A 26250-nucleotide genomic window follows, 5' to 3' on the forward strand; every position below is an offset into this window, starting at 1 on the left:
GCCTGTCCGATCACAGCGGCGCAAGGGTGGCGAAGAAAGAAGATGGTCGGGGCGGCGAGATTCGAACTCACGACCTTCTGTACCCAAAACAGACGCGCTACCAGGCTGCGCCACGCCCCGACTGGCGCATCTCCTATCCGGTGTTTGGCCGCGATGGAAGCCCGATAATCAGCAAGGCCACGCAGCCAGTTCCGGATCTATCGCCGGATGGCGAATTTGCGAGCCGAGCGTGATGCCAAGTGTCCGGGTCATGCCGCCATTGATCTCCAGCACAAAGCGGATGTTGTCGCCGCCAGGGATCGGTGTGCGATCGCGCGGAATGGCGTTTTCATGGATCCGGGTGACCGTGCCGGTTTCATCGGCAAAGATCATGTCCAGCGGAATAAGCGTGTTTTCCATCCAGAACGCCACGCTTTGCGGGCGCTCATAGACAAAAAGCATGCCCGCCCGCGACGGCATCGATTCGCGGAACATCAAACCGGTGGCGCGTTCCTGAACATCATCGGCCACCTCGACCTGGAACCGGGCCATGCCCCAATCGCCGCGCAGCTCCAGGCGGTCTTCCACACAAGCCGCCTGAGCGTAAGCGGCACTGGCAACAAGAAAGGCCAGTAAGGCCCCAAGAAAAACCCGCATCTCAACTCTCCTGCACAAAATCCCAGCTCCGCACCTCGCCCGCCATCCGACCACGTGGTCCATCAACGACACGCATGGCAATGGCTTCGCCCGCTTGCAGATCGGCCAGGCCATAGCGACGCAGCACTTCGACATGAACGAACACATCCTCAGGATGACCGAATACATTGGCAAAGCCAAACCCTTTTGCCTTGTCGAACCATTTGACGCGCGCCGAGACAAACGGCACGTCGTCAGGGATCTCGATCGCGGGGCCGAAATCCTCGTCGACACAGGCCTGATCGGGCGGCGAAATTGAAATGACCTCCTGCGCCTGGGCACCACGCTCAGTCTGCTGGACAATCACCTCTATCCGGGCATGGTCCGCCACCGAGCCCTGGCCGAAATTGCGCAGGACATTTGCATGCAGCAAAATATCCGGCCCCCCTTCATCCGACACGATGAAGCCGAAGCCCTTTGAAATATCGAACCATTTAACAATACCCGTAATCATCGCGCCCTCCGGGCGATCTTCATCCGCCATGGTTCCCCAACCCCTATTTGCGGTAAATGATCAGGTCTGATCCTTCCAGCAACCTGACGGTTAGTATCAGGTTTCGCAAGGGGAAAGAAACCTATCCTTTTCAATAGGTTCCAATTACAAATATTCCGGCGGTTGCTGGCCTGCCGGCGCGGAAGCCGCGATTGTCACAGGGTTTTCAGGGGTTCAGGCGTTGAATGTTCCAACCGTCTGACGGGGTGGCCCTGCTCCAGCGAAACCGGTCGTGCAGGCGAAAGGCACCATCGGCCCAGAACTCGATCTCGACCGGCGTGATGCGGAACCCGCCCCAATAGGGCGGCCGGGGCGGATTGGGCCCCTTGGATGCGGTGATTTTCGCAACCTCGGCCATCAGAGCGCTGCGGGACCTGAGCGGCTGCGACTGATCCGAGGCCCAGGCCCCGAGCCGGCTGGTCAGCGACCGGCTGTGAAAATAGGCATCGGCCTGCGGCCCGTCCTCGCGGGTGACCATGCCGCGGACCCGGATCTGGCGGCGCAATGATTTCCAATGACACACAAAGGCCGCCTTGCCTGTGGCGGTTATTTCCACGGCCTTGGCCGACCGGTAATTGGTGTAGAAAACAAAGGCTCCGGCCTCGATTTCTTTCAGAAGAACCATGCGCACATTGGGCAGACCATCGCTGTCGACCGTCGCCAGGGCGATCGCGTTCGGGTCATTGGGTTCGGATTGTTCGGCCTCGCCCAGCCAGGCGCGCGCAATCGCAAACGGATCGTCGCCCGCAAATATTCCGCTTCGCTCGCTCATGCCCTGACCCCTGCCCCGTCTGGCCCGTCCGCGCAGGCTATACCCGGTTGCAGACCCCTGCAAGCGCCGGGCGTCAGCCGCCTTGAAGCAACCGCGCCAATAGCCTAAACCGACCAAAGTGTTAATAAAATGATACACACCAAAGGGACACGCGATGGGTTTGATGACAGGAAGACGCGGGCTTATCATGGGCCTCGCAAATGACCGATCCATTGCCTGGGGCATCGCAAAGGCCTGCGCCGACCAGGGCGCGGAGCTGGCATTTTCCTATCAGGGAGAGCAGCTGCTGAAACGGGTCCGGCCGCTGGCTGCACAGGTCGGATCGGACCTGATGGTTGAATGCGACGTCACCGATTCGGGTTCGATGGATGCGCTGTTTGCCAGCCTGAAAGAGAGCTGGGGCAATCTTGACTTCGTCGTTCATGCCATTGGTTTTTCAGATAAATCTGAATTACGCGGTCGCTATGTCGATACCTCCAGCGACAATTTCAGGATAACGATGGATATCTCGGTCTATTCCTTTACCGCCGTGTGCAGGCGCGCCGCGGCGATGATGGGCCCGGGCGGTTCGCTATTGACGCTGACCTATTACGGGGCCGAACAGGTGATGCCGCATTACAATGTGATGGGCGTGGCCAAGGCAGCCCTTGAGGCCTCGGTAAAATACATCGCCGAGGATCTGGGCAAGGACGGCATCCGCTGCAACGCGATCTCGGCCGGGCCGATCAAGACACTTGCGGCCTCGGGCATTGGCGATTTTCGCTATATCATGAAATGGAACGAGCTCAATTCACCGCTGCGCCGCAACGTGACCCAGGATGAGGTCGGCAAGGCCGCGCTCTATCTGCTGTCTGATCTCGGATCCGGCACGACGGGCGAAAACCTGCATGTCGATGCCGGCTATCATGTGGTTGGCATGAAGGCCATCGACGCGCCCGACATGACGCTGGACAAGAAGGAAGGCTGAGCCGATGAGCACCCGATTGCCGCATGAAAAAGGCTTTCACATCTCCTGGGACCAGATCCACCGCGACAGCCGCGCGCTGGCCTGGCGGCTGGACAAGCGCGGCCCCGGTGAAGACGGGGCCTGGAAAGCGGTCGTGGCCATCACACGGGGCGGCATGGCCCCGGCCATGATCATCGCGCGCGAACTCGATATCCGCACCGTCGATACCATCTCGATCAAAAGCTATGACCACCAGACCCAAAGCCAGCCTGTGATACTGTGCCATCCCGATGCCACGCTGGTGGGCGATGGCGACGGTGTGCTGGTGATCGACGATCTGGTCGATAGCGGCAAGACGCTGGAAGTGGTCCGCGCCATGTATCCCAAGGCCCATTTCGCCACCGTCTATGCCAAGCCAAAGGGCGAGCCGATGGTCGACACATTCGTCACCGGCGTCAGTCAGGATACATGGATATTCTTTCCCTGGGATATGGCCCTGCAATATGTCCAGCCCTATCGCGGCACCGACTGAGTGGCCAAAAGGCATGAAAAAGGCCGCGTATCCGATAGCGGAGCGCGGCCTTTTTTGTGTCTGGCCAGGAATTAACCGACCAGCTCAAGCCCGGAAAAGAAAAACGCGATCTCGGCCGCTGCGGTTTCCGGCGCGTCCGACCCATGCACCGAGTTTTCGCCAATCGACAATGCGTATTCCTTGCGAATGGTGCCGGCAGCGGCATCGGCGGGGTTGGTGGCACCCATCACTTCGCGATTCTTCGCAATCGCGTTCTCGCCTTCCAGCACCTGCACCACAATGGGTTCAGAAATCATGAACTCGCACAATTCATCAAAGAACGGGCGCTCTTTATGGACGCCGTAGAACTCCTGCGCCTGGGCCAGGGTCAGCTGAATGCGCTTGGAGGCCACGACCCGCAGGCCCGCCGCCTCGAACTTGGCGACAATCGCGCCGGTCAGGTTGCGTTTGGTGGCATCGGGTTTGATGATCGAAAAAGTGCGTTCCAGCGCCATGGGATATGCTCCGCGGTAAGGTTTCATTTCTCGCGGCTGCTAGCATGGGTGCGCGGCCGTGGAAACCCGGCAATTGACACCCGCGCGCGGCTCAGCCACACCGCGCCCCATGTTACGGATCTCTGATATCTCCTATTCGGTTGCGGGCCGCCCGCTGATCGAGAATGCCAGCGCATCCATCCCGGATGGGCACAAGGTGGGCATTGTCGGGCGCAACGGCACCGGCAAGACCACGCTGTTTCGGCTGATCCGGGGGGAACTGGCCCTGGAAGGCGGGAGCATCACCCTGCCCTCGCGCGCCCGCATCGGCGGTGTCGCGCAGGAGGTGCCGTCCTCGGAGACCTCCCTGATCGACACGGTGCTGGCCGCCGATACCGAACGCGCCGCATTGATGATCGAAGCCGAGACCGCGACCGACCCGACCCGCATTGCCGATGTGCAGACCCGGCTGGCCGATATCGACGCCTGGTCCGCCGAGGCCCGCGCCGCCACCATCCTGCGCGGGCTTGGCTTTGACGCGGCAGAACAATTGCAGCCCTGTTCGGATTTCTCGGGCGGCTGGCGGATGCGTGTGGCGCTGGCGGCGGTGCTTTTTGCAGCACCCGACCTGCTTTTGCTGGATGAGCCGACCAACTATCTGGATCTGGAAGGCGCGCTGTGGCTGGAAAGCTATCTGACGAAATACCCCCATACCGTGCTGGTGATCAGCCATGACCGGGAGCTTCTCAACCGCACGGTTGGCCATATCCTGCATCTCGAAGACCGCAAACTGACGCTCTATCAGGGCGGCTATGACACATTCGCGAAAACCCGCGCCGCCCGGCTGGCGGTTGCCGCTGCCGATGCCAAGAAACAAGATACAAGGCGGGCGCATCTGCAATCTTATGTGGATCGGTTCCGCTATAAGGCGTCAAAGGCCAAACAGGCGCAATCCCGGCTGAAGATGCTGGAAAAGATGCAGCCGATCAGCAGCCCGCAGGAACGCGCCTTTCGGGTGTTTTCCTTCCCCGAGCCCGAGCAGTTGTCGCCGCCTATCGTGCAGCTTGACGGCGCGGCGGTGGGATATGGCGACCGCGTGGTGTTGAGCCGGTTGAACCTGCGCATTGATCAGGATGACAGGATTGCACTTCTGGGTAGGAATGGCGAAGGAAAGTCCACCTTTTCCAAACTGTTGGCAGACAAACTTAAAGTGATGGACGGGCGCAAGACGCAAAGCGGCAAGCTGCGTGTGGGCTATTTCGCGCAGCATCAGGTCGATGAGCTTTTTATCGATGAGACGCCGCTGCAGCACCTGCGCCGGATGCGCCCCGCCCATATGCCTGCCAAGCTGCGCGCCATCCTTGCCGGCTTTGGCCTTGGGGCCGATCAGGCCGATACCGAGGTTGCGCGTCTGTCAGGCGGGCAGAAAGCGCGGCTATCCCTGCTGCTGGCAACGCTCGATGCGCCGCATATGCTGATCCTCGATGAGCCGACAAACCACCTTGATATCGAAAGCCGCGAAGCGCTGGTCGAGGCGCTGACCGCCTATACGGGGGCCGTGATTCTCATCAGCCACGACATGCATTTGCTGTCGATGGTGGCCGATCGGCTGTGGCTGGTGAAGGATGGGCGCGTGACGCCTTATGAGGAGGATCTGCAAGCCTATCGCCGCCTTCTTCTGACCGGTGACAGCGTGCCAAAATCCAAAAAATCCGCAACCAAACCAAAACGCCCGACCCGCGACCAGATCCAGGAGCTGCGCGCCGAGCTGCGCAAATGCGAGGCGCGGGTCAGCAAAATCACCGACATGCGCGAGAAGCTTTCGCAAAAACTGGCCGATCCCGATCTTTACGACAGCGGGCGCGCCGGTGATCTGGCGGTATGGCAGAAGAAATTCAATGAGGTCGAAGACGGCCTGGCGCGCGCCGAAACGCTGTGGCTGGCAGCCCTTGAGCGGGTGGAGGCGGCCGAGACATGAGCACCGCGGAGCTTATCACCGTTTTTGTCACGCTTATCGTGATCATCGACCCGATTGCGCTGGCCCCCCTGTTCATTGCGCTGACCAAGGGACAAGATGCCCGCAATCGTCGTTCGATCGGGTTGCGGGCCTGCCTGGTGGCATTCGCCCTGTTGACAGTCTTCGGGCTGATCGGCGACACCTTGTTGTCTTTCCTTGGAATTTCGATGTCGGCTTTTCGTATTGCGGGCGGGATCTTGCTGTTTCTCACCGCGCTCGACATGCTTTTCGAGCGGCGCACGCAGCGCCGCCAGGACCAGGCCGATGGAACCCCCGAACATGATGATCCGTCGGTCTTTCCGCTTGCCGTGCCCTTGCTTGCCGGGCCGGGCGCGATTACCACGATGATCCTGCTGGCCGGGGCCGAGGGCAATACCGCGACCGATATCCTGGCCGTGCATCTGGTGTTGCTGGTGGTTCTGATCAGCGTTTTCATCTCGTTCCTGCTGGCCCCGGCGATGGAAAAACTGCTCGGGCCGGTCGGCATCAATGTCGTCACGCGCATTCTTGGCATGCTGCTGGCCGCGCTTTCGGTGCAGTTCGTCATTGACGGAATTCTCGAACTGCGGGTGATCTGACAGGGAAATGCCCTATATTGAGGCATGGAGACCCCGACCCACAGCAAGATTTGGCCCGATATGGAAAAAACCGACATCGCATCGTTTATCTATCTCGGACTGCTGGCCATTGCGCTGGTGGGCTCGATGGTCTCGGCCAATCGGCATCAGATCGGCAAGATGGCGCAATATGTGCTGATCTGGGGGTTCATCTTTGTCGGTGCGGTGGCCGGTATCGGCCTGTGGCCGGAACTGCGCAATTCGGTTCTGCCGCAGCAATCGGTGGTGACCGGCACCGGCGAGGTGGTGGTTCCACGCAATTATGATGGGCATTACTACCTGACGCTGGAGCTGAACGGCGTGCCGACACGGTTCGTTGTCGATACCGGGGCCACCGATATCGTGCTGACCCCGCAAGATGCCGCCCGGGCCGGGATCAATCTGGCCGAATTGAACTACAATAACCGCGCCATGACGGCCAATGGCCTGGTCGAAACCGCCATGATCAGGCTGGACCGGGTCAGCCTGGGCGACATCACCGACCGCTCGGTGCCGGCCGTTGTCAATGGATCACCGATGCAGGAAAGCCTGCTTGGCATGGCGTATCTGAACCGGTTCGACCGGATTTCGATTGAAAACGGGCAGATGATTCTCAGCCGTTAAGCCGCGGGTTTCTCGGCCTTTTTAACCCATTTCCCAGTATCCTCCGACCAGTATTGCGCCGCACATCCGGCATCTGTCAGCGCCTTCCACTGGCCGCGCGCATGGGTCAGCGCAGCCGCGTCCATGCCGTCAAAGAGGATGCAGACCCGTTCAAGCCTCTGCACCTCATCCGGGCTGATCTCGGCCCCTTCAAGCGCGATCACGCAGGCGGCCCCATTGGGCAGATCCGGCGATGCGCCCAACAGCACCGGCTGCGCCGCATCCTGCGCGCCACCGGCCCGGCCATGCGGCAAAAACCCGTCCTCGGGCATCAGCCACAGCAGATCGTCGAGCCGGTCAAGCATCGCGTCTGACCCGGCCCGCACCGCCACGCGCCAACCCGCCGCCAGCGATTTGTCCAGAAGGGCCTGCACCGTGGCCTCGGGGGCCGATCGTGTCAGATGGTAGAAATAGACCGCCCCCATATCCGTCACTCCGCCTCATAGCCGTCGCGGATCATCCGATCCAGCGCCAGAACCCCCCATCCGGTCGCGCCCTTGGGGGCCAGCGCCGTTTGCGTGGTGACCTTGGCCACCCCGGCAATATCGAGATGGATCCACGCGCAGCCTTCCTTGATGAAGCGTTGCAGGAACTGCGCCGCGGTGATCGACCCCGCCGCCCGCCCGCCGACATTTTTCATATCGGCCACCTGGCTTTTGATCAGCTTGTCATAGCCCTCGCCAAGCGGCATCCGCCAGGCCCCTTCGCCCTCGGCCCGGGCGGCCTTGAGAAACCGGTTCGCAAAGGCGTCATCATTGCCGAATACGCCCGCATTGTCATGGCCAAGCCCGACGATGATGGCCCCGGTCAGCGTCGCCAGATCAATCACCGCTGACGGTGCAAACCGATCCTGCGCATACCAAAGCACATCGGCCAGCACCAGGCGGCCTTCGGCATCGGTGTTGATCACCTCGATGGTGTCGCCCTTCATCGAGGTCACGACATCGCCGGGGCGCTGTGCGCGGCCATCGGGCATGTTTTCCACCAGCCCGACCAGCCCCACGACATTGGCGCGCGCCTTGCGCAGGGCCAGGGTGCGCATAACGCCTGCCACCACGCCGGCGCCGCCCATATCCATGGTCATGTCTTCCATGCCGGCGGCCGGTTTGATGCTGATGCCGCCGGTGTCAAAAACCACGCCCTTGCCGACCAGCGCCAGAGGGGCCTCATCGCCGCCGCCATGCCATTGCATGATGACGATCTTGGTGGGGCTGTCCGACCCCTGCCCGACGCCAAGCAAGGCGCCCATGCCAAGGGCCTCCAACGCGGCCTCCTCCAACACCTCGACCGACAGGCCAAGATCGCGCATCGCCTCCAGCCGGTCAGAAAATTCCTGCGTTGTCAGGATGTTGGAAGGCTCGCTGACCAGATCGCGGGTGAAAAAGACGCCCTCGGCCAGGGCTGCCACCTGCACCAGATCCGGGGCCAGATCACCCGGCTTGTTGACCATCAGCGTGGCATCCTGGTTTGGCTCTTTGTCTTCGGTCTTGTGATCGGTGAACGCATAGGCGCGCAGGGCAAGGCCAAGCGCCAGATCCCGCATCTTGCCCTGGTTTCCGACCGCCAGCATCAGCCCCGCATCGGCCTTGAACTTTGCCAGCTCCGCGCCTGCCTTGCGGGCTTCGGTCACGGAGGGGCGGCGGTCGAGCTTGACCACGCTCAAGGCCTGCGCCGCCAGCCCGACCGGAAACCCGATCACGAACCCCTCGCCGGGTTTCAGCTTTTCCCACCGATCCGACGCGATCAGCCGGGCCACCGCCCCCCTGGTCAGCCGGTTTACCCGCCGCGCGGCCAGGTCAAGCTTGCCATCAGGCGTGACCAGTATCGCCAGCTTGCCCTCGGCACCTGCCAGCGCGTCCAGATCGGTTTCAATTGCAGTGATCGTGATCGGGGTGGTCATGTCGGGCCTCGTGCAGATTTTTGTTTCGTCGCCGGACACTAGGCCTAGTGGGCGGCAATGGCCAGATATGCCTGTCCTTGTGGCTGCGATTGGATTAAAACCGTTTCAAGGCGAAAAGTTAACGGCCATTTGAGAGGGTAAAACGTGGGGCGCTATGACCGGTATATCCTGTCGCAGCTGCTGGTTCTGTTCAGCTTTTTCTCAATCGTTCTGGTCTCTGTCTATTGGGTCAATCGCGCCGTCAGCCTGTTCGACAGCCTGATCTCGGATGGCCAGAACCTACGGGTTTTTCTAGAGTTTTCTGCGCTTTCACTGCCGCAGATCATCCTTCTGGTGGTGCCGGTATCGGCGTTTGTCGCGGCGATCTATGTCACAAACCGGATGATTTCGGACAGCGAGTTGGTGGTCATGCAGACGGCCGGATGTTCGGCGATGCGCCTGCTCAGACCGGTCTGGATCTTTGGAATCATCGCCGGTCTTCTGGTGGCGATTCTGGCCCATGTCCTGGTGCCCGCCGCCCGCGCCCAATTCATGGAACGCAGCTTTGAAGTATCGCGCGACATGACCGGCAGATTTCTGCGCGAAGGCCAGTTCATCCACCCGGCCGATGGCATCACCGTCTATATCCGCGAGATCACCGAATTGGGCGAGTTTCGCGATGTCTTTCTGCAAGACCGGTCGGCCCGCGATGTCGAAACCACCTATACCGCGCGCCGGGCCTTGCTGGTTTCAACCGATGAAGGCCCGCGTCTGGTCATGTTCGAGGGCATCGCCCAGAATGTGGAGCTGGACAGCCAGCGCCTGTCAGTCGTCGAGTTCGAGGATTTCACCTATGACATTGCCGGGTTGATCGACGCCCCGACTGACAGGCACCCGTCGATCCGCGAAATGTCGACGCCGGCCTTGCTGATGACCCCGCGCGACATTGTCGAGGCGCAGGGATCGACATTGGCGGCCTATCGGTTCGAGGGCAACGACCGCATTGCACGCAGCATATTCGTGATCTTCGTGCCGGTGATTGCGGCCGCGACCCTGATGCTGGGGGCGTTTTCACGCTTTGGCATCTGGCCGCAGATCCTGTTGGCCATCGCGCTGATCGTGCCCTTGCAAATGACCTGGAATGTCGCCGAAAGCATCGGCACGAGGCAAGAAGGCATGGCCCAACTGGCCTATCTGCAACCTGCCCTTGCCGCGCTGGTGGCGGCGATCATGATCAACCTGGCAATGCGCGGGCGCAGACCCCGGCGCCACGCGGTGACGGCATGATCCTGCATATCTACCTCGCGCGCCGGTTCTTGCGGTCTTTCGCCATTGTGCTGGCGGTGTTCGTCGCCATCCTTTTGCCCATTGACCTGGCCGAACAGCTGCGCGCCATCGGCACGCCCGACGCGAGCCTTACGGCTGCGTTCCAGCTTGCAATGCTGAATCTGCCGGGCGCGCTTTACCGGATGCTGCCGCTGTTCACCATTCTTGCGACGCTGGTTCTGTTTTTGTCGCTGGCGCGCACATCCGAGCTGGTGGTCATCCGCGCCTCGGGGCGCTCGGCGCTGAAATCGGCCCTGGCACCGGTATTTGTCGCGTTCGGCATCGGTATCCTGGGTCTTTTGGTCATAAATCCGCTGGTCGCCGCGACCGAGCGCCAATACGAAGTGTCCGTGCAGCGTTTCCAGACCGGCGAAGAACGCACGCTTTCCGTCGCGGGCGATGGGCTGTGGCTGCGCCAGGGCGGGCTGTTCGGCCAGACCGTGATCCGCGCCAGCCGCGCCAATGGGGATGGCACGTCGCTGTTTGAGGCCAGTTTTTTTGTCTATGACGCCAATGGCCGGGCACAAAGCCGGATCGACGCCGACAGGGCGGAGCTGACCGATGGATCCTGGGAGCTGACCAATGCCAAGATCTGGCCGCTTGGCGTGGCAAATCCGGAAGCCGAAGCCACCACGCAAAGCAGTTTTTCGCTGCCCTCGACCCTGACCCCGGACCAGATCCGCGACAGTTTCGGGCGCCCGTCAACCGTGCCGATCTACGAGCTTCCAAGCTTTATCCGGCAGCTGCGCGCCGCCGGTTTTGCGGCATTGCAACACCGGGTCTGGCTGATGTCGGAACTGGCCAATCCGCTGATGCTGGCGGCGATGGTGCTGATCGGGGCCAGTTTCACCATGCGTCATACCCGGTTTGGCAGAACCGGGTTGATGGTTCTGTTTGCGCTGCTCTTGGGTTTTGGCATCTTCTTTTTGCGTAATTTCGCGCAGGTTCTGGGCGAGACCGGGCAATTGCCCGTCGCCGTTGCGGCCTGGACACCGCCGATTGCTGCGATATTGCTGTCGCTCGGGTTTCTGCTGCATACGGAGGATGGCTAGATGTCCGTGCTCCGCCTTGTCGCGCTGATGATGGTCTTTGCCGTTCCGGCCTGGGCGCAGACGCAGCTTGGTGCCACGCTGATCGCCAATGATATCGCCTTCACGCGGGCCACCAATACCGTAACGGCCAGCGGCAGTGTCGAGGTTTTCTACAATGGGACCCGCCTGCAGGCGACAACCATCCGGTATGACGGGACCACCGATCAGATTGTCGTCGAGGGCCCGATCACCCTGACCGAAGCGGATGGGCGCACCATCATTTTCGCCGATTTCGCCCAGCTTTCGGCCGATCTGCAAAACGGTGTGCTGCAATCGGCGCGTCTGGTGTTGAACCGGCAATTGCAGATATCGGCGTCTCAGATCGACCGTGTCGATGGCCGGTATACGCAGCTTTATCAGACGGTTGCATCATCTTGCGTGATCTGCGCCGCCAATCCGGTGCCGCTATGGCAGATCCGGGCCCGGCGCATTGTCCATGATACCGAGGCCCGTCAGCTGTATTTCGAGCAAGCCCAGTTTCGCGCCCTCGGCGTGCCGATCATGTATCTGCCGCGTCTGCGCCTGCCCGACCCGACGCTGGAACGTGCCACCGGGTTCCTGCCGCCTGAAATTCGCTCTGACGATCAGATCGGCACCGGTATCCGCATCCCCTATTTCATCACCCTCGGACAGAGCACCGACCTGACCCTGACCCCCTATGTGACGCTGGGGCAGAGCCAATCTATCGAGGCTCGGTTCAGGCGTGCCTTTCGCAATGGGTTTGTCGAGATCAACGGTGCCATGAGCTGGGATGGGCTGACGGATGACAACCCGCGATCATATGTATTTGCCGATGGCTGGTTCGATCTGCCGCGCGATTATGTTCTGGAATTCGACTATCAGACCGTCTCGGACCCGGCCTATCTGCTCAGCTATGGCTATTCCGAGGAGGATCGGCTGAACAGCAGCCTGACCGTCAGCCGGGCCCGGCGCGATGAATATATCGAGGCCTCGTTGACCCGGTTCCGGTCGCTGCGCGATTCCGACAATAATTTCACCCTGCCGACATTGATGAGCGATGCCGAAATAATCCGCCGCTTTGCCCCGGGCATGATCGGCGGCATCGCCACATTTGGCGTGGCAACCCACAGCGCCCTGCGCCGGTCTGATGCCGATGTGACGGGTCGCGATGTGGCGCGGCTCAGCTTTGACGCCAATTGGCGGCGCGACTGGGTGCTGCCGGCGGGCATGCTGGGCGCGGTCGAGGCGCAATGGTTGGGCGATATCTACAATGTCCAGCAGGACAGCAGCTATGAAAACATCATCACCCGTTCGACGCCGTTTCTGGCCGCCGAACTGCGCTGGCCGCTGCTGCGCGCCAATGGCAACGGCGTGTCGCATCTGATCGAGCCGGTGGTGCAATATGTCTGGGCCCCCCACACCACGCCTGCCGTGCCCAACGAAGACAGCGGCGTGGTCGAGTTTGACGAAGGCAACCTGTTTTCCCTTAACCGGTTTCCCGGTGCCGATGGCCATGAAATCGGGGAACGGCTGGCCTTTGGCCTGACCTATACCCGCGACGACCCGCTTGGCTGGTCGCTCGGGTTGACGGTGGGGCGCGTTTTTCGGGACCGCAATTATGGCCAGTTCACCCAAGGCTCCGGCCTTGATGGCCCCCGGTCCGACTGGCTGGTCTCTACCTCGCTTGAATTCGGGCCCGATTTTCTGCTGATGAACCGCGCTCTGTTCAGCGATGCTTTCAATGTCACATCCAATGAATTGTCGCTGGCCTGGCAGGCCGAATTCTTCGATGTCGCCTCATCGCTGACCTGGCTTCAGGCCGACCCGGCCGAGGGACGTCCGCAGGATATGGCCGAATGGGCCTTTGATGCCGCCTATAATTTCGACAACCCGTGGGAGGCGTCGGTCGATTGGCGCTATGATTTCGAGGCCAATGAGCCCACCCGCGCGGGACTGGCGGTTGCCTATGCAACCGAATGTATCGCGGTGGAGTTTTCGCTCTCGCGTCGCTTCACAACCTCGGCTACCCTGGAGCCGGCAACGGAATTTGGTCTGACGGTGGCATTGAACGGTTTTGGAGCGTCCCGCGACGGGCGCCAATTTGCCCGCAGCTGCAGCCAGTGACCCCGGATGCCTGAACCGAATGAACGGATAGAAAAAACGATGACGACCCGAGCAAACCTGAGTTTTCGACTTCCCCGCGTAATCGGTGCCCTGGCGCTGTGTCTGGCCGCCGGTGCGGCCTCGGCGCAGCAAAGCCCGTTTTCGGCGGCGGTGACCATCAACAGCCGCGCCGTCACCTATTACGAGATCGACCAGCGCGCGCGCTTTCTGGAGCTTCTGAACGCACCTGGAAATCTTACCGAAAGCGCCCGCGAGACACTGATCGAGGAACGCTTGCAGGCCGAGGTCGGGGACCGGTTGGGCCTGAGCGCCGATGCCGAACAGATCGAAGCCGGGATGGAAGAATTTGCCGCCCGCGCCAATATGGATGTGCAGAGCTTTCTGGGGGCCTTGCAAAACGAAGGCATCTCGGAGGAATCGTTTCGTGACTTCGTGGCCGCAGGGGTGACCTGGCGAAATGTCGTGCGGCAGCGTTTCGGCCCGCGCGCGCAGATTACCGAAGATGAGATCGACCGCGCCCTGACCCTTGCTGCCAGCGATGAAGGGGCGCAGATCAATTTTGCCGAACTGGTGATCCCGGTCACGCCCGAGACCGCAGAGGAAGCGCGCGCGCGCATTACGCAGCTTGCCGAGACCCTGGATGGCTCGATCGGCGGCTTTTCGGCGGCGGCGCGGCAATATTCGGCGTCAGGTTCGGCGCAGCAGGGCGGCGGGTTGGGCTGGCGGCCGCTCTCCAGCATTCCACCGCAATTGCGCGCCATCTTGTTGCCGATGGCCATTGGCGGCGTCACCGAACCGGTGCCGCTTGGCAATGCGGTTGCCATTTTCCAATTGCGCGGGCTGGAAGAACGCGGCTTCGTCACGCCTGAGGTGACGGCAGTGGAATATGCCGAAGTGCTGATCCCCGGCGGGGCTGACGCAATGGCCGAGGCGATTGCGCTGCGCGACAGTCTGGATACCTGCGATGACCTGTATGGCCTGCGCCCCGGCGGGTTCACGATCACCAGCCTGCCGGTGGCCGACGTGCCCGGCGATATCACCATTGAACTGGCGCGGCTCGATGCCAATGAAGTGTCCATGGCGCTGACCCGCGCGGGCGGCACGCAGCTGTTATTCATAATGCTTTGCGGGCGTTCGGTCGAACTGCCCGAAGGCGGCCGCGAGCAAGTGCGCGACGCCCTGTTTCAGGCCCGTATCGAAAGCTACGCCAATGGCTATCTGGCTGAATTGCGCGCCGATGCCATCATCGACGAAAATCCATGACCCAGCCCCCTGTCGCCGTCTCTTGTGGCGAACCGGCAGGCGTGGGCCCTGAGATCATCGTCAAGGCGCGTGCCGCATTGGGCCGCGACCTGCCGTTTTTCGCCATCGGAGACCCGCGCCATTTCGCAGGCCTCGGCATGGCCCTGGCAGTGATCGACGACCCAATACGCGCCGCGGGCGTCGCCGCCGATTCCCTGCCCCTGCTGGCACATGAATTTGGCGCCCCGGCCCGGCCCGGCACCCCCACGGCGCAAAACGCACAAGGCGTGATCGACGTGATCGCACGCGGCGTGGAACTGGTCAGAACCGGCGCGGCGGCGGCCCTGTGCACCGCGCCGATCCATAAAAAGGCCCTCAAGGATGGCGCGGGCTTTGCCTTTCCCGGCCATACCGAATATCTGGCCGCACTTTCAAACACGCCGCGCGTGGTGATGATGCTGGCTTGCGACGCGCTGCGGGTGGTTCCCGTCACCATCCATATTCCGCTGGCGGACGTGCCCACAGCGCTGACGCCCGACCTGCTGAGCGACACTCTGCGCATCACCCATGATGCCATGATCCGCGATTTCAACACGCCCGCGCCGCGCATTGCCGTGGCCGGGCTGAACCCGCATGCCGGCGAAGGCGGCGCGATGGGGGCCGAGGAAATTGCGCTGATTGCCCCGGTGCTGGATCGCTTGCGCGCCGAGGGGATGGATATCAGCGGTCCCTATTCCGCCGATACGATGTTTCATGCCGCCGCCCGCGCGCGCTATGATGTGGCGGTGGCGATGTATCATGATCAGGCGCTTATCCCCATCAAGACGCTGGATTTTTCGGGCGGCGTCAATGTCACGCTCGGGCTGCCCTTTATTCGCACATCGCCCGATCACGGCACCGCGCTTGACATCGCGGGGCAAGACCGCGCCGATGCCACCAGCATGGTCGCAGCACTGCGAATGGCGCGCGATATGGCCGCCCAACGGGCAAAGCGGTGATGCGCAAGAAGCCCGTGAATAGGTGTTTTTCAATGATTTCCGGAGATGGCCCATGACCACGATAGACGGGCTTCCCCCTCTGCGCGCCATCATCGCCGCGCATGAGCTCAGCGCGCGCAAATCGCTTGGCCAGAACTTCCTGCTGGATCTGAACCTGACCGCCAAGATTGCCCGCGCGGCGGGGGATCTGACCGCCTGTGACGTGCTGGAGGTCGGCCCCGGCCCCGGCGGTCTGACGCGGGGATTGCTGGCTGAAGGCGCGCGCCGGGTGGTCGCGGTTGAAAAGGACGCCCGCTGCCTGCCTGCCCTGGCCGAGATTGCAGCGGCCTATCCGGGGCGGCTTGAGGTGCTGCATGGCGATGCGCTGGATCTGGACTGGGCGGCGCATCTGACGCCACCGGTGAAAATCGTGGCCAACCTGCCCTATAATGTCGGCACCGAATTGCTGGTGCGCTGGCTGACACCGCCTGCCTGGCCGCCGCTCTGGGACAGCCTGACGCTGATGTTTCAGCGCGAAGTTGCCGACCGGATCGTGGCCGGGCCGGGATCCAAGACCTACGGGCGCCTGGCCATCCTGGCACAGTGGCGATCAACCGCGAAAATCGTCATGACCCTGCCGCCGGAAGCCTTCACGCCACCGCCAAAAATCCATTCTGCCGTGGTCCATCTTGCGGCCCTGCCCGAGCCGCGCTTTGCCGCTGATCCGCGCATTCTGTCGCGCATTGTTGCAGCCGGATTCAACCAGCGCCGCAAAATGCTGCGCGCGGCGCTGAAGGGGATCGCGCCCGATATCGAGGATCGGATCATCGCGGCGGGGCTGAAACCCACCGACCGGGCCGAACAGGTGCCGGTCGAGGGGTTCTGCGCACTGGCCCGTCAGATCGCCTTGATCTGAGCGGGCCGACAAGACCTATAGCATGTCTGAGAAACCCTGTATCACCTGACGCTGCCTGGAATCAGTGATTTCAACGCGCCCGGCGATCCCCCCTGTCTCAACTATTGCGAGACAGGCTTTATTCGGCAGCCTTCGGGCCATTTTCATCCGACGACGCGGGTTCATTGGTTGGTTGCTTTGCCGGTTTGCGCGTCCGGCTGCGTTTGGGCCGGGGCGCGTTTTCAGGCGTTTCGACCAGACCCGATGTCGCATCGCCCGGCATGTCGATGACGGAATCAAAGGATTTACCCTGCGGCGCGGTCTGTGGCGCGGCTTGAGGCGGGGCGACAACCACAGGTTGAGCCTGGCTTCTGTGGTCGGACGGCGCGGCACCGGGCTGGCTGGCATCATCGCGCTGCTGGCGATTGGCACGGGCCTGGGCCTGTTGCGCATGTTGTGCCTGCTGCGCCTCCTGCTCGATGCGCTTGGCCTCCTGCTCACGCAGGGCCTCGCCCAACATGCGGGTATAATGCTCCGCGTGCTGCTGAAAATTCTCAGCAGCCACGCGGTCATTCGCCAACTGCGCATCGCGCGTCAATTGATTGTATTTATCAATTATCTGCTGCGGGGTTCCCCGCACCTTGCTTTCGGGGCCAGAGCTGTCGAACACACGATTGGTGATATTACCCATCGTGCGGTTGCGGTTGCCCTTCGACCGCGAGCGGTTTTTAGATGATCTCATGTGTCTGTATCTGTTCCAGTGGTCCTGGGGTCATTCATTCCTGAAGGCCGCTGCCGGATGTCCGGTCATGGTCCCCAAGATCGGAGTTTGCGGTGTTCTAAGCGGCTGTCCCTACTATGTCCGAATATGTTCAACGGGGGGTGAACCGCGGGGGCATGGTCAACGTCCCGTGCCGCATCCGCCCCTTTGTGTAACCATGCAATCAGGGGCAAAACAAGGAAATTCTGACGAAAACCGCAATTTTCCGGTCGTTTTCAGCCAGCAACCGTGACCGGAATGCACTGTTTGGGGCCCGATGGCCGGTATCTGCCAATTTTGCAATAGCAGCCTTTGGATCAGCTTCGCCCGGGACGCGGCATCATCTAAAACGCGTGGCGCGGATCAGGACAGTTTATCTCGATCCGCCAGCGATGACAGGATCGGGCAATCCGGCCGGTGATCGCCAGCGCAGGACGAGATCAGATCTGCCAATGTAGCCCGCATCTCATCGAGATCGCGGATCTTGCCTTCGATCTCTTGCAGATGTTCCTGGGCAATAACTTTCACCTCGGCGCTGGTGCGCCCGTCATCTTCATAAAGCTGCAACAGGTTGCGGCAATCGGAGATCGAAAACCCAAGCGCCCGCGCCCGACCCAGAAAGGCCAGTTTGTGAACGTCGGTATCGCGGAACGCGCGGTAGCCATTGCCACCGCGCAAGGGCCGGATCAGGCCAATTTCCTCGTAGTAGCGGATGGTTTTCGCAGGCACGCCCGCGGCTTTTGCAACATCGCCGATATTCATGGCTGTCTCTCCTCTTGGTGGGTCAGCAAGGTCACTCTGCGGCGACCGGTTGCAGGACAGGGGCCGGTGGTGCGACCTCCACCGCGCCGCCGCCGCCTTCGCGCATGGCGGTCTTGATGCGGCGCAGGCGCAGCGCATTGGCCAGCACCGATACCGATGATAGCGCCATTGCACCAGCGGCAAAGACCGGCGATAACAGCACCCCCATGACCGGATAAAGCACGCCAGCGGCAACCGGGATCAGCGCCGTATTATAGGCAAAGGCCCAGATCAGGTTCTGCCGGATATTGCGCATGGTGCGCCGGGAAACCTCGAAGGCATTGACCACGCCCGCCAGATCGCCCGACATCAGCACAACATCGGCCGATTCAATCGCCACATCGGTGCCGGTGCCAATGGCGATGCCAACATCGGCATGCGCCAGCGCCGGGGCGTCATTGATGCCGTCCCCCACAAAGGCAACCTTGCGACCATCGGCGCGCAAATCCTCGATCGCGCGAACCTTGCCATCGGGCAGAACCCCGGCGATCACCTCATCAATGCCGATCTCTTGCGCAATGGCCATGGCCGTCTCGCGCTTGTCACCGGTGATCATCGCGATTTTCAGGCCTTGATCCTGCAACGCACGGATTGCCGCCGCACTGGCAGGTTTGACCGGGTCCGAGACCGCGATGACGGCGGCAACCTTGCCGTCCACCGCCGCGAACAGCGCCGTGCGCCCTTTGGCGGCCAGCTCGGTCTCGGTTGTGGCCAGATCACCAACCGCAATGCCTTCGCGCGCCATCAGACGATCCGCGCCCACCAGCACATCACGGCCCGCCACCGTGGCATGAACGCCGTAACCGGGAATTGCCTCAAAGCTGGTCACCTCGGCACGGCCCACATTTTCGGCGCGGGCCGCGCGCACAATGGCCTCACCGATCGGATGTTCGGATTGCTCCTCGACTGCCGCCACCAGCGACAACAGATCAGCCCGTTCAAACCCGTTGGCCAGAACAAGTTCAGTCAGCTCCGGGCGCCCCATCGTGATGGTGCCGGTCTTGTCCAACGCCACCACCGTGACATCGCCCAGTTGCTGCAAGGCATCGCCCTTGCGAAACAGCACGCCCATTTCAGCGGCGCGGCCCGTGCCCACCATGATCGAGGTCGGCGTGGCCAGACCCATGGCACAGGGGCAGGCAATGATAAGAACCGAGACACCGGCCACCAGCGCAAAGGTGATCGCAGGGTCGGGGCCGACAAACAGCCAGACGGTGATTGTAAGGGCGGCCAGGATCATCACTGCGGGCACGAACCACATGGTCACCCGATCGACCAGATCCTGAATTGGCAGCTTGGCCCCCTGGGCCTCCTGCACCATACGGATGATCTGCGACAATGTGGTATCGGCCCCCACCCGGGTGGCACGGAACCGGAAACTGCCGGCCCCATTGACGGTGCCGCCGGTGACCGCATCGCCAATGGTCTTTTCCGCCGGGATCGGCTCGCCGGTGATCATGCTTTCATCGACATGGCTGTTGCCATCGACAATTTCGCCATCGACCGCGACCCGTTCCCCGGGGCGCACGATCAGGATGTCGCCGGTGGCGAGGTCTTCCAGCGCCACATCCACGATTTCACCGTCGCGCTCGACCCGTGCCGTGCGCACTTGCAGCCCCAACAGCGTCTGGATCGCAGCCCCGGTCTGGCCTTTGGCGCGCGCCTCAAGATAGCGGCCAAGCAGGATCAGCGCCACAATGACGGCGGCGGCCTCGAAATAGACCGCGCGCGCAACTTCAGGCAGCAGCGCGGGCGCGAAAGTGGCGACCAGCGAATAGGCGTAGGCAGCAGAAGTGCCCAACGCGACCAGACTGTTCATATCGGGCGCGCCTTTGAACAGCGCCGGAAAGCCCTTGGTGTAGAACGACCTGCCCGGCCCGAACAAAACAAACGAGGTCAGCACGAACTGGATCAGCCAGCTGTTCTGGTGGCCGATGGTCCGACCGATTGCATCTCCCAGACCCGGAAAGATATGCGGGCCCATTTCCAGAAGGAAAACCGGCAGCGACAAAACCGCGGCCAGGATCGTCTTGTTCCGGGCGCGCAGCGCTGCGGCCTCTTTTTCGGCGGTCCGGTCAAGCGGTGCATCGGCGCTGAGCACGGATGCCGGATAGCCCGCATCGGTGGCAGCCTTGGCCAGATCGCTGGTGCTGACAACCCCTTCGACAAAAGTGACCAGGGCGGTCTCGGCGGCCAGATTGACCGAAACTTCCACAACACCCGGCAGTTTTGCCAGCGCCTTGTCCACCCGCCCGACACAGGATGCGCAGGTCATGGCGGTGATCGCGAGGGTCACGCGCCCGGTGCGGGCCGGATAGCCCAGATCCTGCAACGCGTCGACCGCATCTTTCAGAGCCTCCGCGCTGTCTACGACCAGAGCCGCGCTTTCCGTGGCCAGGTTTACGGTCACATCGCGCACCCCTTGGACCGCGGACAGGGCGCGATCGACGCGGCCAACGCAGGATGCGCAGGTCATGCCATCAATGCTGAGGGTTTTGGGGGTTGCTGTCGCGGACATTTATCGTCTCCTGAATCATATTCAGCGAGGTAGATAAGGGTTCCAGTAGCTGGAAGGTCAAGGCCGAAATCATTTTTTCTGCCGGTCTTGACCTTCCGGTGCAGCAACGTTCCATATCGGCGTCAGACACCCACCCGGCATCAAGGAGATAACGATGCGTTTTTCTGTTCCCAAAATGAGCTGTGGCCACTGCAGATCGGCCATTGAATCCGCCGTGAAGACCGTTGATCCAATTGCGAAAATCGAATTTGACATGGAAAATCGGGTTGTCGATATCGACAGCGGTCTGGACGATGCCAGCCTGCAATCGGCAATTTCTACTGCCGGGTATGACTCCAAGGCCGCCTGACCCGGCGACCTTGGGTTTCACGATTCAACATTCAAAGGAACCACCGTCGATTCAGGCTGTGGTGACTTTGGGATGCAGGAATACGCGCGCACCCATAGCGACCCGCGGGTAAAGATCGGTGACATATTCATTGGTCAGACGCGCACAGCCATTCGACACCGCCACGCCAATCGTGCTTGGCTGGTTGGTGCCGTGGATCCTGAGATAGGTATCGCGGTTGTTGTCATCATAGAGATAGAGCGCCCGCGCGCCCAACGGGTTGCTGGGTCCGCCCTCAACGCCATCAATATATTGCAGATAGGCATCGGGATCCCGTTCGATCATCGCATCGGTCGGGCGCCAGCGCGGCCATTCCTGCTTGTCTTGCACGGTAAAGATGCCGTCATGATAGAGATTGCCGCGCCCCACGCCGACCCCATAGCGAATGGCCATGGCGTCTTGCAGCATGAAATAGAGGAAGAAATTGTCAGGGTCGACATGCACTTCGCCTGGCAACCAATCCTCTTGCCCGGTATTCACGAGCTGCGGCAGAAACCGCTCGGGCATTTCAAACGGGTGTGCAGAACCCGGATTTGCCGCCAAAAGGGCCGTAGCACCTACCCCGGCCGCGAACCCGCGCCGATCAATTTTAAAACTCAATGTGACATCCTCCTTCGACACTTTCTTGCTTCAATGGTGATCTCTATAAAGTAAACGATCCATTCACGCTTTGGTGAACGGGTATTTCGTCCACCACCTGTTGCCGTGACACCGCCAAATTTTCGTACAAAATATGTGCAAAGCAAGATATCTCCGTCAATTTGACGCAGATGCCCGTGCCTCATCGACCAGGGCCTGCAAGGATGCCTGTTCGACAGCACCCGGAATCAGGTTCGTCCCGATAATGAATGTCGGCGTGCCGGTAATGCCCAACATTTCGGCAAGCCGGATCGAGGTTTGGATATGTTCATCAACCTCCGGGGCTTCCATGTCGATGAGCAGCTGATCGACATCGAGACCAACCTCGCGCGCAATGGTCAGAATCGAGCGTTCTTCGGCCCGGCCCGACATGCCCATCATGGCCAGATGAAATTCCTCATAAAGCCCCTGTTCGCGCGCTGCCAGCGCCGCCCGCGCCGCAAAAACCGACCCCTCGCCCAATATCGGCCATTCCCGATAGACAAGGCGCACCCCGGTATCGGCCTCGGTCAGGGCCTCGACCGTCGGCATCACACGGCGGCAATAGGGGCAGTTGTAATCAAAGAATTCAACAACCGTGACGTCGCCATCGGCATTGGCCAGCACCGGCGCATTCGGATCGCGTTCCAGCGTCAGGCGCTGCTGTTCGATTATTTCGGCGCGCGACATCTGTTCGGCTTCGGCGGCGCGGCTTTCAAGCACCGCGATCGCCTCCATCAAAATCTCGGGGTTGGCCAGCAGGGTTTCGCGCACCAATTCGCGGACCCGGTCCTCACTCAGCTCCTGGGCTGCCAAAATCGCCGGAGAAAACACCGCCAGCCAGGCGGCAAGGGCCAATCGTATCATCATTTTCATATTAATAATCTCCTCGGGCCAGGTCGGCCTCGGTTCGTGACGCTTGAATTTCTCTATTCCGGTCGGGCCAGGTGGATTGAATGAAGGCAAGGATATTCCAGATTTCCGCATCGCTCAGAGCGTCACCAAAAGCGGGCATCCCGCTCTCGAAATCCAGACCTTGCAGAGCCAGCGCCTCGCGCCCGCCCAACTGGGTATATTCGAACAAAGCCCGATCGGCATGGTGCCAGGTATGCCCGCTGACATCATGCGGCGGTGCCGGCAAAATCCCGTCCGCTCCGGGGCTGCGCCAATCGGGCTGCCCTTCCAACTGGGTTCCGTGGCAGGCGGCACAGCTTTGGGCATAGAGAGCCGCGCCCTGTTCGATATCGACCGTGTCCGGCATCACCAGGCGTGGCCTGTCCTGATCGGCCCCGGCCGAACCCGAAACCGAAAATGCGCCGACCCCGAGCGCCACAAGCGCCAGGCTGACCGCCCCTATTGCCCAGGTGTTTTTCATGCGACCCTGACCCATGTCATCATTCCGGCCACGGCATGAGATAGCATGTGGCAATGAAACAGCCAATCGCCGGGATTATCCGCGACAAAGGCAATTTCGCGGCGCTCATCCCTGCCGATCAACAGCGTATCGCGGAGCGGCCCGAGGCTTTCATCGGCCATGACTTCGCGGAAATGCATCCCGTGCAGATGCATGGCATGCGGAAAACTGGTGTCATTCAAGACCGACAGGCGCGCGGTCTGGCCGCGACCCAAACTTGCCAGCGGTGTATCCGTCATGCCGACCATGCCGTTGAAGGACCAGAACTGATTGGCCGCCGCCAATTGACGGAAATTCATCGATTCGCCATCCAGCACCGCCTGGCGCATCCCCCCCATCGCGCCGCCCTGCATGTTCAGCTCCAGCATCGCCACATCGCCGGACAGATCGACCGCCCGATCGGGATTGGGCGGCAAGGCACCCGGCGCGGGACGGCGCGCGAGGCTGGCCAGCCCGCTGACCTGAAAGGTGACCTGTGACTGCGCGCCACCATTCTCGGCGCGGACCAGAAACGCGGTTTCGCCATCTTCGGCCATGACATCGACAATCAGGTCGACCCGCTGTCCGGGTCCAAGCGTGAACGTATCGGTGACCGGCTCGGGCACCGGCAGCGGCATCCCGTCCAGCGCCACCATCCAACCCTCCAGCCCGATCAGACCAAGGCCAAAGATCCGGGCATTGGCGGCATTGATCAGGCGCAGACGCAGGCGTTGGTTGCGCTGCACATTCAGGGCCATGTCAAAGACCCCGTTGGTCATCACCAGATTGCCGATCCGGCCGGCATGGCTGCGGCTGTGGGCGGAGGCGAAATCGGTGGTCAATTGTCCGGTCTCGGGGTCGATCAGCCAGTCATCGAGCACCAGAACCTCGTCGCGATCGACCTCGATCGGATCGGCCTCTTCCACGATCAGAGCACCGCGCAGCCCTCGGGCGACCTGCTCGACCGTTTGATTATGCGAGTGATACCAGTAGGTTCCGGCATCGGGTGCGATGAAATCATAGTCAAAACTGGCACCAGGCGCGATGGCATCCTGGGTCAGGCCCGGCACACCATCCATGGCATTGTCGATCGCGATTCCGTGCCAATGCATCGTCGTTGCCTGTGGCAGGCTGTTGAGCAGACGTCGTTGCAGCCGCGCGCCTTGGGCAACACGCAGAACCGGGCTTGGAATGGCACCGTCAATGCCCCAGATATCGGTCGCGGGGTAGCCCGCCGGGGCCAGTTGCACCGTCGCGGCGCGCGCCTCGATGATCTCGAAATCCGTGGTGGCGCGGGCCATATGCGGCATGGCGCCTGCAAAAAGGCCCGCTGCCGCAGAGCTTGCCATGAACTGTCGTCTGGTTTGCATGGTCACACTGTCCTTCAACATGCAGCTGGCCCGCTGGTTGGGTTCAATCGTCAGATGCCGGGGCCATCCATGCCCGGGTAACCGTCGTCACGCCTCTCGGCCTGCGCGGCCCATCAGAAAATTCCGTTCTCACGCTGAATTTCCCGGATATAGCGCACCAGTGCCGCGATATCGGAATTGGTCAGCCCCTCAACCGGCGGCATGTTACCAAATTCCCAATGATGCGCCTGAACGCCATTGCGCACGGCGTTCAGGAACGCCCCATCGCTATGGTGACCGGGCCTGTAGGTGGTAAAGATCAGCGGCGGCGCGACGCCGTTCTGCCCGGCCGCGTTGGTGCCATGACAGGCGGAACAGGCGGCATTGAACACCCGCTCACCGATCTGGGCTTGTGCCGACAACTCGTCCGGCAGGTTGATCTGGACAAGGGCCCCGAATTCCTCGATCCCGGATGTATCGGGTGCCGCCATCGGGTTTGCCGGATCCAGAGTGACCCCCCCGGTTGCGGGTGCATTTGCAGTCTGGCTTTCGCGCGCACTCTGCGGATCGCGGGTCAGGTAAACACCTGCCAGCACAACAATTCCGACAAGGATGATCGCGCCGATCCTAAGGCCTGTTTTTGACATCAAGTAAACTTTCCAGGGTAATGAAATCCGAAGTGCCCTAAATCAAAATGACCTGCGTGCCCAATGGGGTGCGATCATACACTTCTTCGATCTGTTCATTGTAAAGGCCGATGCAGCCATTCGACGACCGCCGCCCGATCTTGCGCGAATCCGCCGTCCCGTGAATGCGGTAATACTGCCAGCTCAGATACAGCGCACGGGTGCCAAGCGGGTTCAGCGGATCGCCACCGGGCACATATGCCGGCCATTCCGGATTGCGGATGCGCATCGACGGCGTCGGGGCCCAACCCGGATTTTCGCGTTTCTCGACCACCGAAGTATAACCGCGCCGGGTCAGTTCATCGGTAAGCGGAACCGAGGTCGGATAGACCCGCATTTCCCCATCCGAGGTCCAGTGCTGCAACACCCGCCGGTTGGTATCCGAGATGATGACGCCCGGCCCGAGCGCATCAAAATAATCCTGCCATTCGTGCAGCGCAAAGGAAGATATGTTGCGTCTTGTGGGGCCACCCGCAGTGTCACTGGTGGCCAGCAAAACCGACGGTGCCGCCATCATTGACGCCCCGCCTGCGCCTGCAATCAACAGATTCCGGCGTGAAATCGAGAGATTATCCTTATTATTCATGACTGCCTTTGCGCTCGAAACATAGCTGTGCATCCCATATCCAACATTCCTGAGGCGGAACGTCAACTGCGGGCCAGTCTGCATCGCAGGGATTTTTGTATCCGTATGTAACGTTGACCTTCCAGTGCAGGAACGCCCTTATTGGGCCCAATCGAGGTGACAACGTCATGGATTGGACTGTGAACACGCAAATTGCACGGGCCCCGCGCCGCGGTATCGCCAAATGGCCCCTGCCCCGGTTTCGGTTCAAACGCCGCTATCTCGCGGTAATTTTACTTGGCGTGGCTGGCTGCGGCTCGCTTTCGCAGCAATGCCCCTATAATAACATCGTGACGCAAAGCACGTCGAACTATCTGCCTGCCGTTGCGCAGAGCGGCTGCCAATCTGTGGAGGATCTGGGAGAAGGTGTTTACCGGGTCGCTTGTGCCGATGGCCGCGAAGGCTATCTGATCCAGTGACCTGTTCGCATCCAACCCCGCAAAGACCTAA

The 26250-nt window shown here is 61.3% G+C and carries 28 protein-coding genes and 1 tRNA gene; 13 read left to right on the forward strand and 16 right to left on the reverse strand.

The genetic code is table 11. The features are described 5' to 3' along the window. Positions 1-43 precede the first annotated feature (43 nt). The 4 genes from ACW8PS_RS01235 to pdxH all read right to left on the reverse strand — a co-directional run bounded on the left by ACW8PS_RS01235 (position 44) and on the right by pdxH (position 1940). Positions 44-120, reverse strand: a tRNA-Pro gene (locus ACW8PS_RS01235). Between the two features lie 48 nt (positions 121-168). Then, positions 169-636 carry a DUF192 domain-containing protein gene (locus ACW8PS_RS01240; RefSeq protein WP_491525430.1) on the reverse strand — a complete coding sequence of 156 codons (468 nt, stop codon included), beginning with the start codon at positions 634-636 and terminating at the stop codon, positions 169-171. Between the two features lies 1 nt (position 637). Next, entirely contained in the window at positions 638-1129 is a 492-nt protein-coding gene (locus tag ACW8PS_RS01245) for a cold-shock protein (RefSeq protein ID WP_491525431.1), read from the reverse strand. Between the two features lie 205 nt (positions 1130-1334). Continuing rightward, positions 1335-1940, reverse strand: a complete 606-nt coding sequence (gene pdxH, locus ACW8PS_RS01250; protein WP_491525432.1) for a pyridoxamine 5'-phosphate oxidase — start codon at positions 1938-1940, stop codon at positions 1335-1337. Positions 1941-2094: 154 nt separating this feature from the next. On the opposite strand from pdxH, the gene fabI reads away from it, so the two are divergent. Both fabI and gpt read left to right on the forward strand, forming a co-directional pair. Beyond that, positions 2095-2907 (forward strand): enoyl-ACP reductase FabI, encoded by an 813-nt coding sequence (gene fabI / locus ACW8PS_RS01255; protein WP_491525433.1) that lies wholly within the window; start codon positions 2095-2097, stop codon positions 2905-2907. 4 nt (positions 2908-2911) lie between these two features. After that, the gene (gene gpt / locus ACW8PS_RS01260) at positions 2912-3418 is read left to right on the forward strand and encodes a xanthine phosphoribosyltransferase (RefSeq protein ID WP_491525434.1); all 507 of its coding nucleotides are present in this window, start codon (positions 2912-2914) and stop codon (positions 3416-3418) included. Between the two features lie 71 nt (positions 3419-3489). Here the strand turns inward: gpt and ndk are convergent, their stop codons facing one another. Further along, positions 3490-3912: a nucleoside-diphosphate kinase gene (gene ndk, locus ACW8PS_RS01265; RefSeq protein ID WP_491525435.1), complete on the reverse strand. Its 423-nt coding sequence runs from the start codon at positions 3910-3912 to the stop codon at positions 3490-3492. A 109-nt stretch (positions 3913-4021) separates the two neighbouring features. Here ndk and ACW8PS_RS01270 point away from each other — a divergent pair, with 109 nt between their 5' ends. The 3 genes from ACW8PS_RS01270 to ACW8PS_RS01280 are packed head-to-tail and all read left to right on the forward strand — an operon-like array spanning position 4022 to position 7128. Beyond that, positions 4022-5869, forward strand: coding sequence for an ABC-F family ATP-binding cassette domain-containing protein (locus ACW8PS_RS01270; RefSeq protein ID WP_491525436.1), 1848 nt, complete (start codon positions 4022-4024; stop codon positions 5867-5869). After that, positions 5866-6486, forward strand: coding sequence for a MarC family protein (locus tag ACW8PS_RS01275; RefSeq protein WP_491525437.1), 621 nt, complete (start codon positions 5866-5868; stop codon positions 6484-6486). The genes ACW8PS_RS01270 and ACW8PS_RS01275 overlap by 4 nt, the downstream gene beginning before the upstream one ends. A gap of 60 nt (positions 6487-6546) precedes the next feature. Further along, positions 6547-7128 carry a retropepsin-like aspartic protease family protein gene (locus ACW8PS_RS01280; RefSeq protein WP_491525438.1) on the forward strand — a complete coding sequence of 194 codons (582 nt, stop codon included), beginning with the start codon at positions 6547-6549 and terminating at the stop codon, positions 7126-7128. Here ACW8PS_RS01280 and ACW8PS_RS01285 read toward each other — a convergent pair. Together ACW8PS_RS01285 and ACW8PS_RS01290 are read right to left on the reverse strand one after the other, a co-directional pair. Further along, entirely contained in the window at positions 7125-7592 is a 468-nt protein-coding gene (locus ACW8PS_RS01285; protein ID WP_491525472.1) for a DNA polymerase III subunit chi, read from the reverse strand. The genes ACW8PS_RS01280 and ACW8PS_RS01285 overlap by 4 nt on opposite strands. A gap of 5 nt (positions 7593-7597) precedes the next feature. After that, positions 7598-9067, reverse strand: coding sequence for a leucyl aminopeptidase (locus ACW8PS_RS01290; protein ID WP_491525439.1), 1470 nt, complete (start codon positions 9065-9067; stop codon positions 7598-7600). Between the two features lie 144 nt (positions 9068-9211). Here ACW8PS_RS01290 and lptF point away from each other — a divergent pair, with 144 nt between their 5' ends. The 6 genes from lptF to rsmA are packed head-to-tail and all read left to right on the forward strand — an operon-like array spanning position 9212 to position 16683. Continuing rightward, the gene (gene lptF / locus ACW8PS_RS01295; protein ID WP_491525440.1) at positions 9212-10333 is read left to right on the forward strand and encodes an LPS export ABC transporter permease LptF; all 1122 of its coding nucleotides are present in this window, start codon (positions 9212-9214) and stop codon (positions 10331-10333) included. Continuing rightward, the gene (gene lptG, locus ACW8PS_RS01300) at positions 10330-11424 is read left to right on the forward strand and encodes an LPS export ABC transporter permease LptG (RefSeq protein WP_491525441.1); all 1095 of its coding nucleotides are present in this window, start codon (positions 10330-10332) and stop codon (positions 11422-11424) included. The genes lptF and lptG overlap by 4 nt, the downstream gene beginning before the upstream one ends. Next, positions 11425-13548, forward strand: coding sequence for an LPS-assembly protein LptD (locus tag ACW8PS_RS01305; protein WP_491525442.1), 2124 nt, complete (start codon positions 11425-11427; stop codon positions 13546-13548). 39 nt (positions 13549-13587) lie between these two features. Further along, positions 13588-14811: a peptidylprolyl isomerase gene (locus tag ACW8PS_RS01310; protein WP_491525443.1), complete on the forward strand. Its 1224-nt coding sequence runs from the start codon at positions 13588-13590 to the stop codon at positions 14809-14811. Further along, on the forward strand, positions 14808-15788 hold the full coding sequence (gene pdxA / locus ACW8PS_RS01315) for a 4-hydroxythreonine-4-phosphate dehydrogenase PdxA (RefSeq protein ID WP_491525444.1): 981 nt from the start codon (positions 14808-14810) through the stop codon (positions 15786-15788). The genes ACW8PS_RS01310 and pdxA overlap by 4 nt, the downstream gene beginning before the upstream one ends. A gap of 52 nt (positions 15789-15840) precedes the next feature. Further along, a complete protein-coding gene (gene rsmA / locus ACW8PS_RS01320; RefSeq protein WP_491525445.1) occupies positions 15841-16683 on the forward strand; it encodes a 16S rRNA (adenine(1518)-N(6)/adenine(1519)-N(6))-dimethyltransferase RsmA in 843 nt (280 codons plus the stop codon). Between the two features lie 118 nt (positions 16684-16801). Here the strand turns inward: rsmA and ACW8PS_RS01325 are convergent, their stop codons facing one another. The 3 genes from ACW8PS_RS01325 to ACW8PS_RS01335 form a co-directional block, all read right to left on the reverse strand. Further along, positions 16802-17404: a DUF4167 domain-containing protein gene (locus tag ACW8PS_RS01325; RefSeq protein WP_491525446.1), complete on the reverse strand. Its 603-nt coding sequence runs from the start codon at positions 17402-17404 to the stop codon at positions 16802-16804. 381 nt (positions 17405-17785) lie between these two features. Then, positions 17786-18184 (reverse strand): Cu(I)-responsive transcriptional regulator, encoded by a 399-nt coding sequence (gene cueR, locus ACW8PS_RS01330; RefSeq protein ID WP_491525447.1) that lies wholly within the window; start codon positions 18182-18184, stop codon positions 17786-17788. 31 nt (positions 18185-18215) lie between these two features. After that, on the reverse strand, positions 18216-20741 hold the full coding sequence (locus ACW8PS_RS01335; protein WP_491525448.1) for a heavy metal translocating P-type ATPase: 2526 nt from the start codon (positions 20739-20741) through the stop codon (positions 18216-18218). A gap of 154 nt (positions 20742-20895) precedes the next feature. On the opposite strand from ACW8PS_RS01335, the gene ACW8PS_RS01340 reads away from it, so the two are divergent. Further along, a complete protein-coding gene (locus ACW8PS_RS01340; RefSeq protein WP_491525449.1) occupies positions 20896-21090 on the forward strand; it encodes a heavy-metal-associated domain-containing protein in 195 nt (64 codons plus the stop codon). Between the two features lie 51 nt (positions 21091-21141). Here the strand turns inward: ACW8PS_RS01340 and ACW8PS_RS01345 are convergent, their stop codons facing one another. The 6 genes from ACW8PS_RS01345 to ACW8PS_RS01370 form a co-directional block, all read right to left on the reverse strand. Further along, positions 21142-21729, reverse strand: a complete 588-nt coding sequence (locus tag ACW8PS_RS01345; protein ID WP_491525450.1) for a L,D-transpeptidase — start codon at positions 21727-21729, stop codon at positions 21142-21144. Positions 21730-21885: 156 nt separating this feature from the next. Further along, entirely contained in the window at positions 21886-22623 is a 738-nt protein-coding gene (locus tag ACW8PS_RS01350; RefSeq protein WP_491525451.1) for a DsbA family protein, read from the reverse strand. A 1-nt stretch (position 22624) separates the two neighbouring features. Beyond that, positions 22625-23122, reverse strand: a complete 498-nt coding sequence (locus ACW8PS_RS01355; RefSeq protein ID WP_491525452.1) for a c-type cytochrome — start codon at positions 23120-23122, stop codon at positions 22625-22627. Next, complete coding sequence (locus ACW8PS_RS01360; protein ID WP_491525453.1) at positions 23119-24510, reverse strand: multicopper oxidase family protein; 1392 nt, start codon at positions 24508-24510, stop codon at positions 23119-23121. Before ACW8PS_RS01360 ends, ACW8PS_RS01355 begins: the two co-directional genes overlap by 4 nt. Positions 24511-24623: 113 nt before the next feature. Next, positions 24624-25136, reverse strand: a complete 513-nt coding sequence (locus ACW8PS_RS01365) for a c-type cytochrome (RefSeq protein ID WP_491525454.1) — start codon at positions 25134-25136, stop codon at positions 24624-24626. Between the two features lie 37 nt (positions 25137-25173). Next, positions 25174-25761 carry a L,D-transpeptidase gene (locus ACW8PS_RS01370; protein WP_491525455.1) on the reverse strand — a complete coding sequence of 196 codons (588 nt, stop codon included), beginning with the start codon at positions 25759-25761 and terminating at the stop codon, positions 25174-25176. A gap of 167 nt (positions 25762-25928) precedes the next feature. On the opposite strand from ACW8PS_RS01370, the gene ACW8PS_RS01375 reads away from it, so the two are divergent. Beyond that, positions 25929-26219 (forward strand): hypothetical protein, encoded by a 291-nt coding sequence (locus ACW8PS_RS01375; protein WP_491525456.1) that lies wholly within the window; start codon positions 25929-25931, stop codon positions 26217-26219. Positions 26220-26250: the final 31 nt, after the last annotated feature.

It is taken from the genome of Alterinioella sp. (assembly GCF_058343375.1).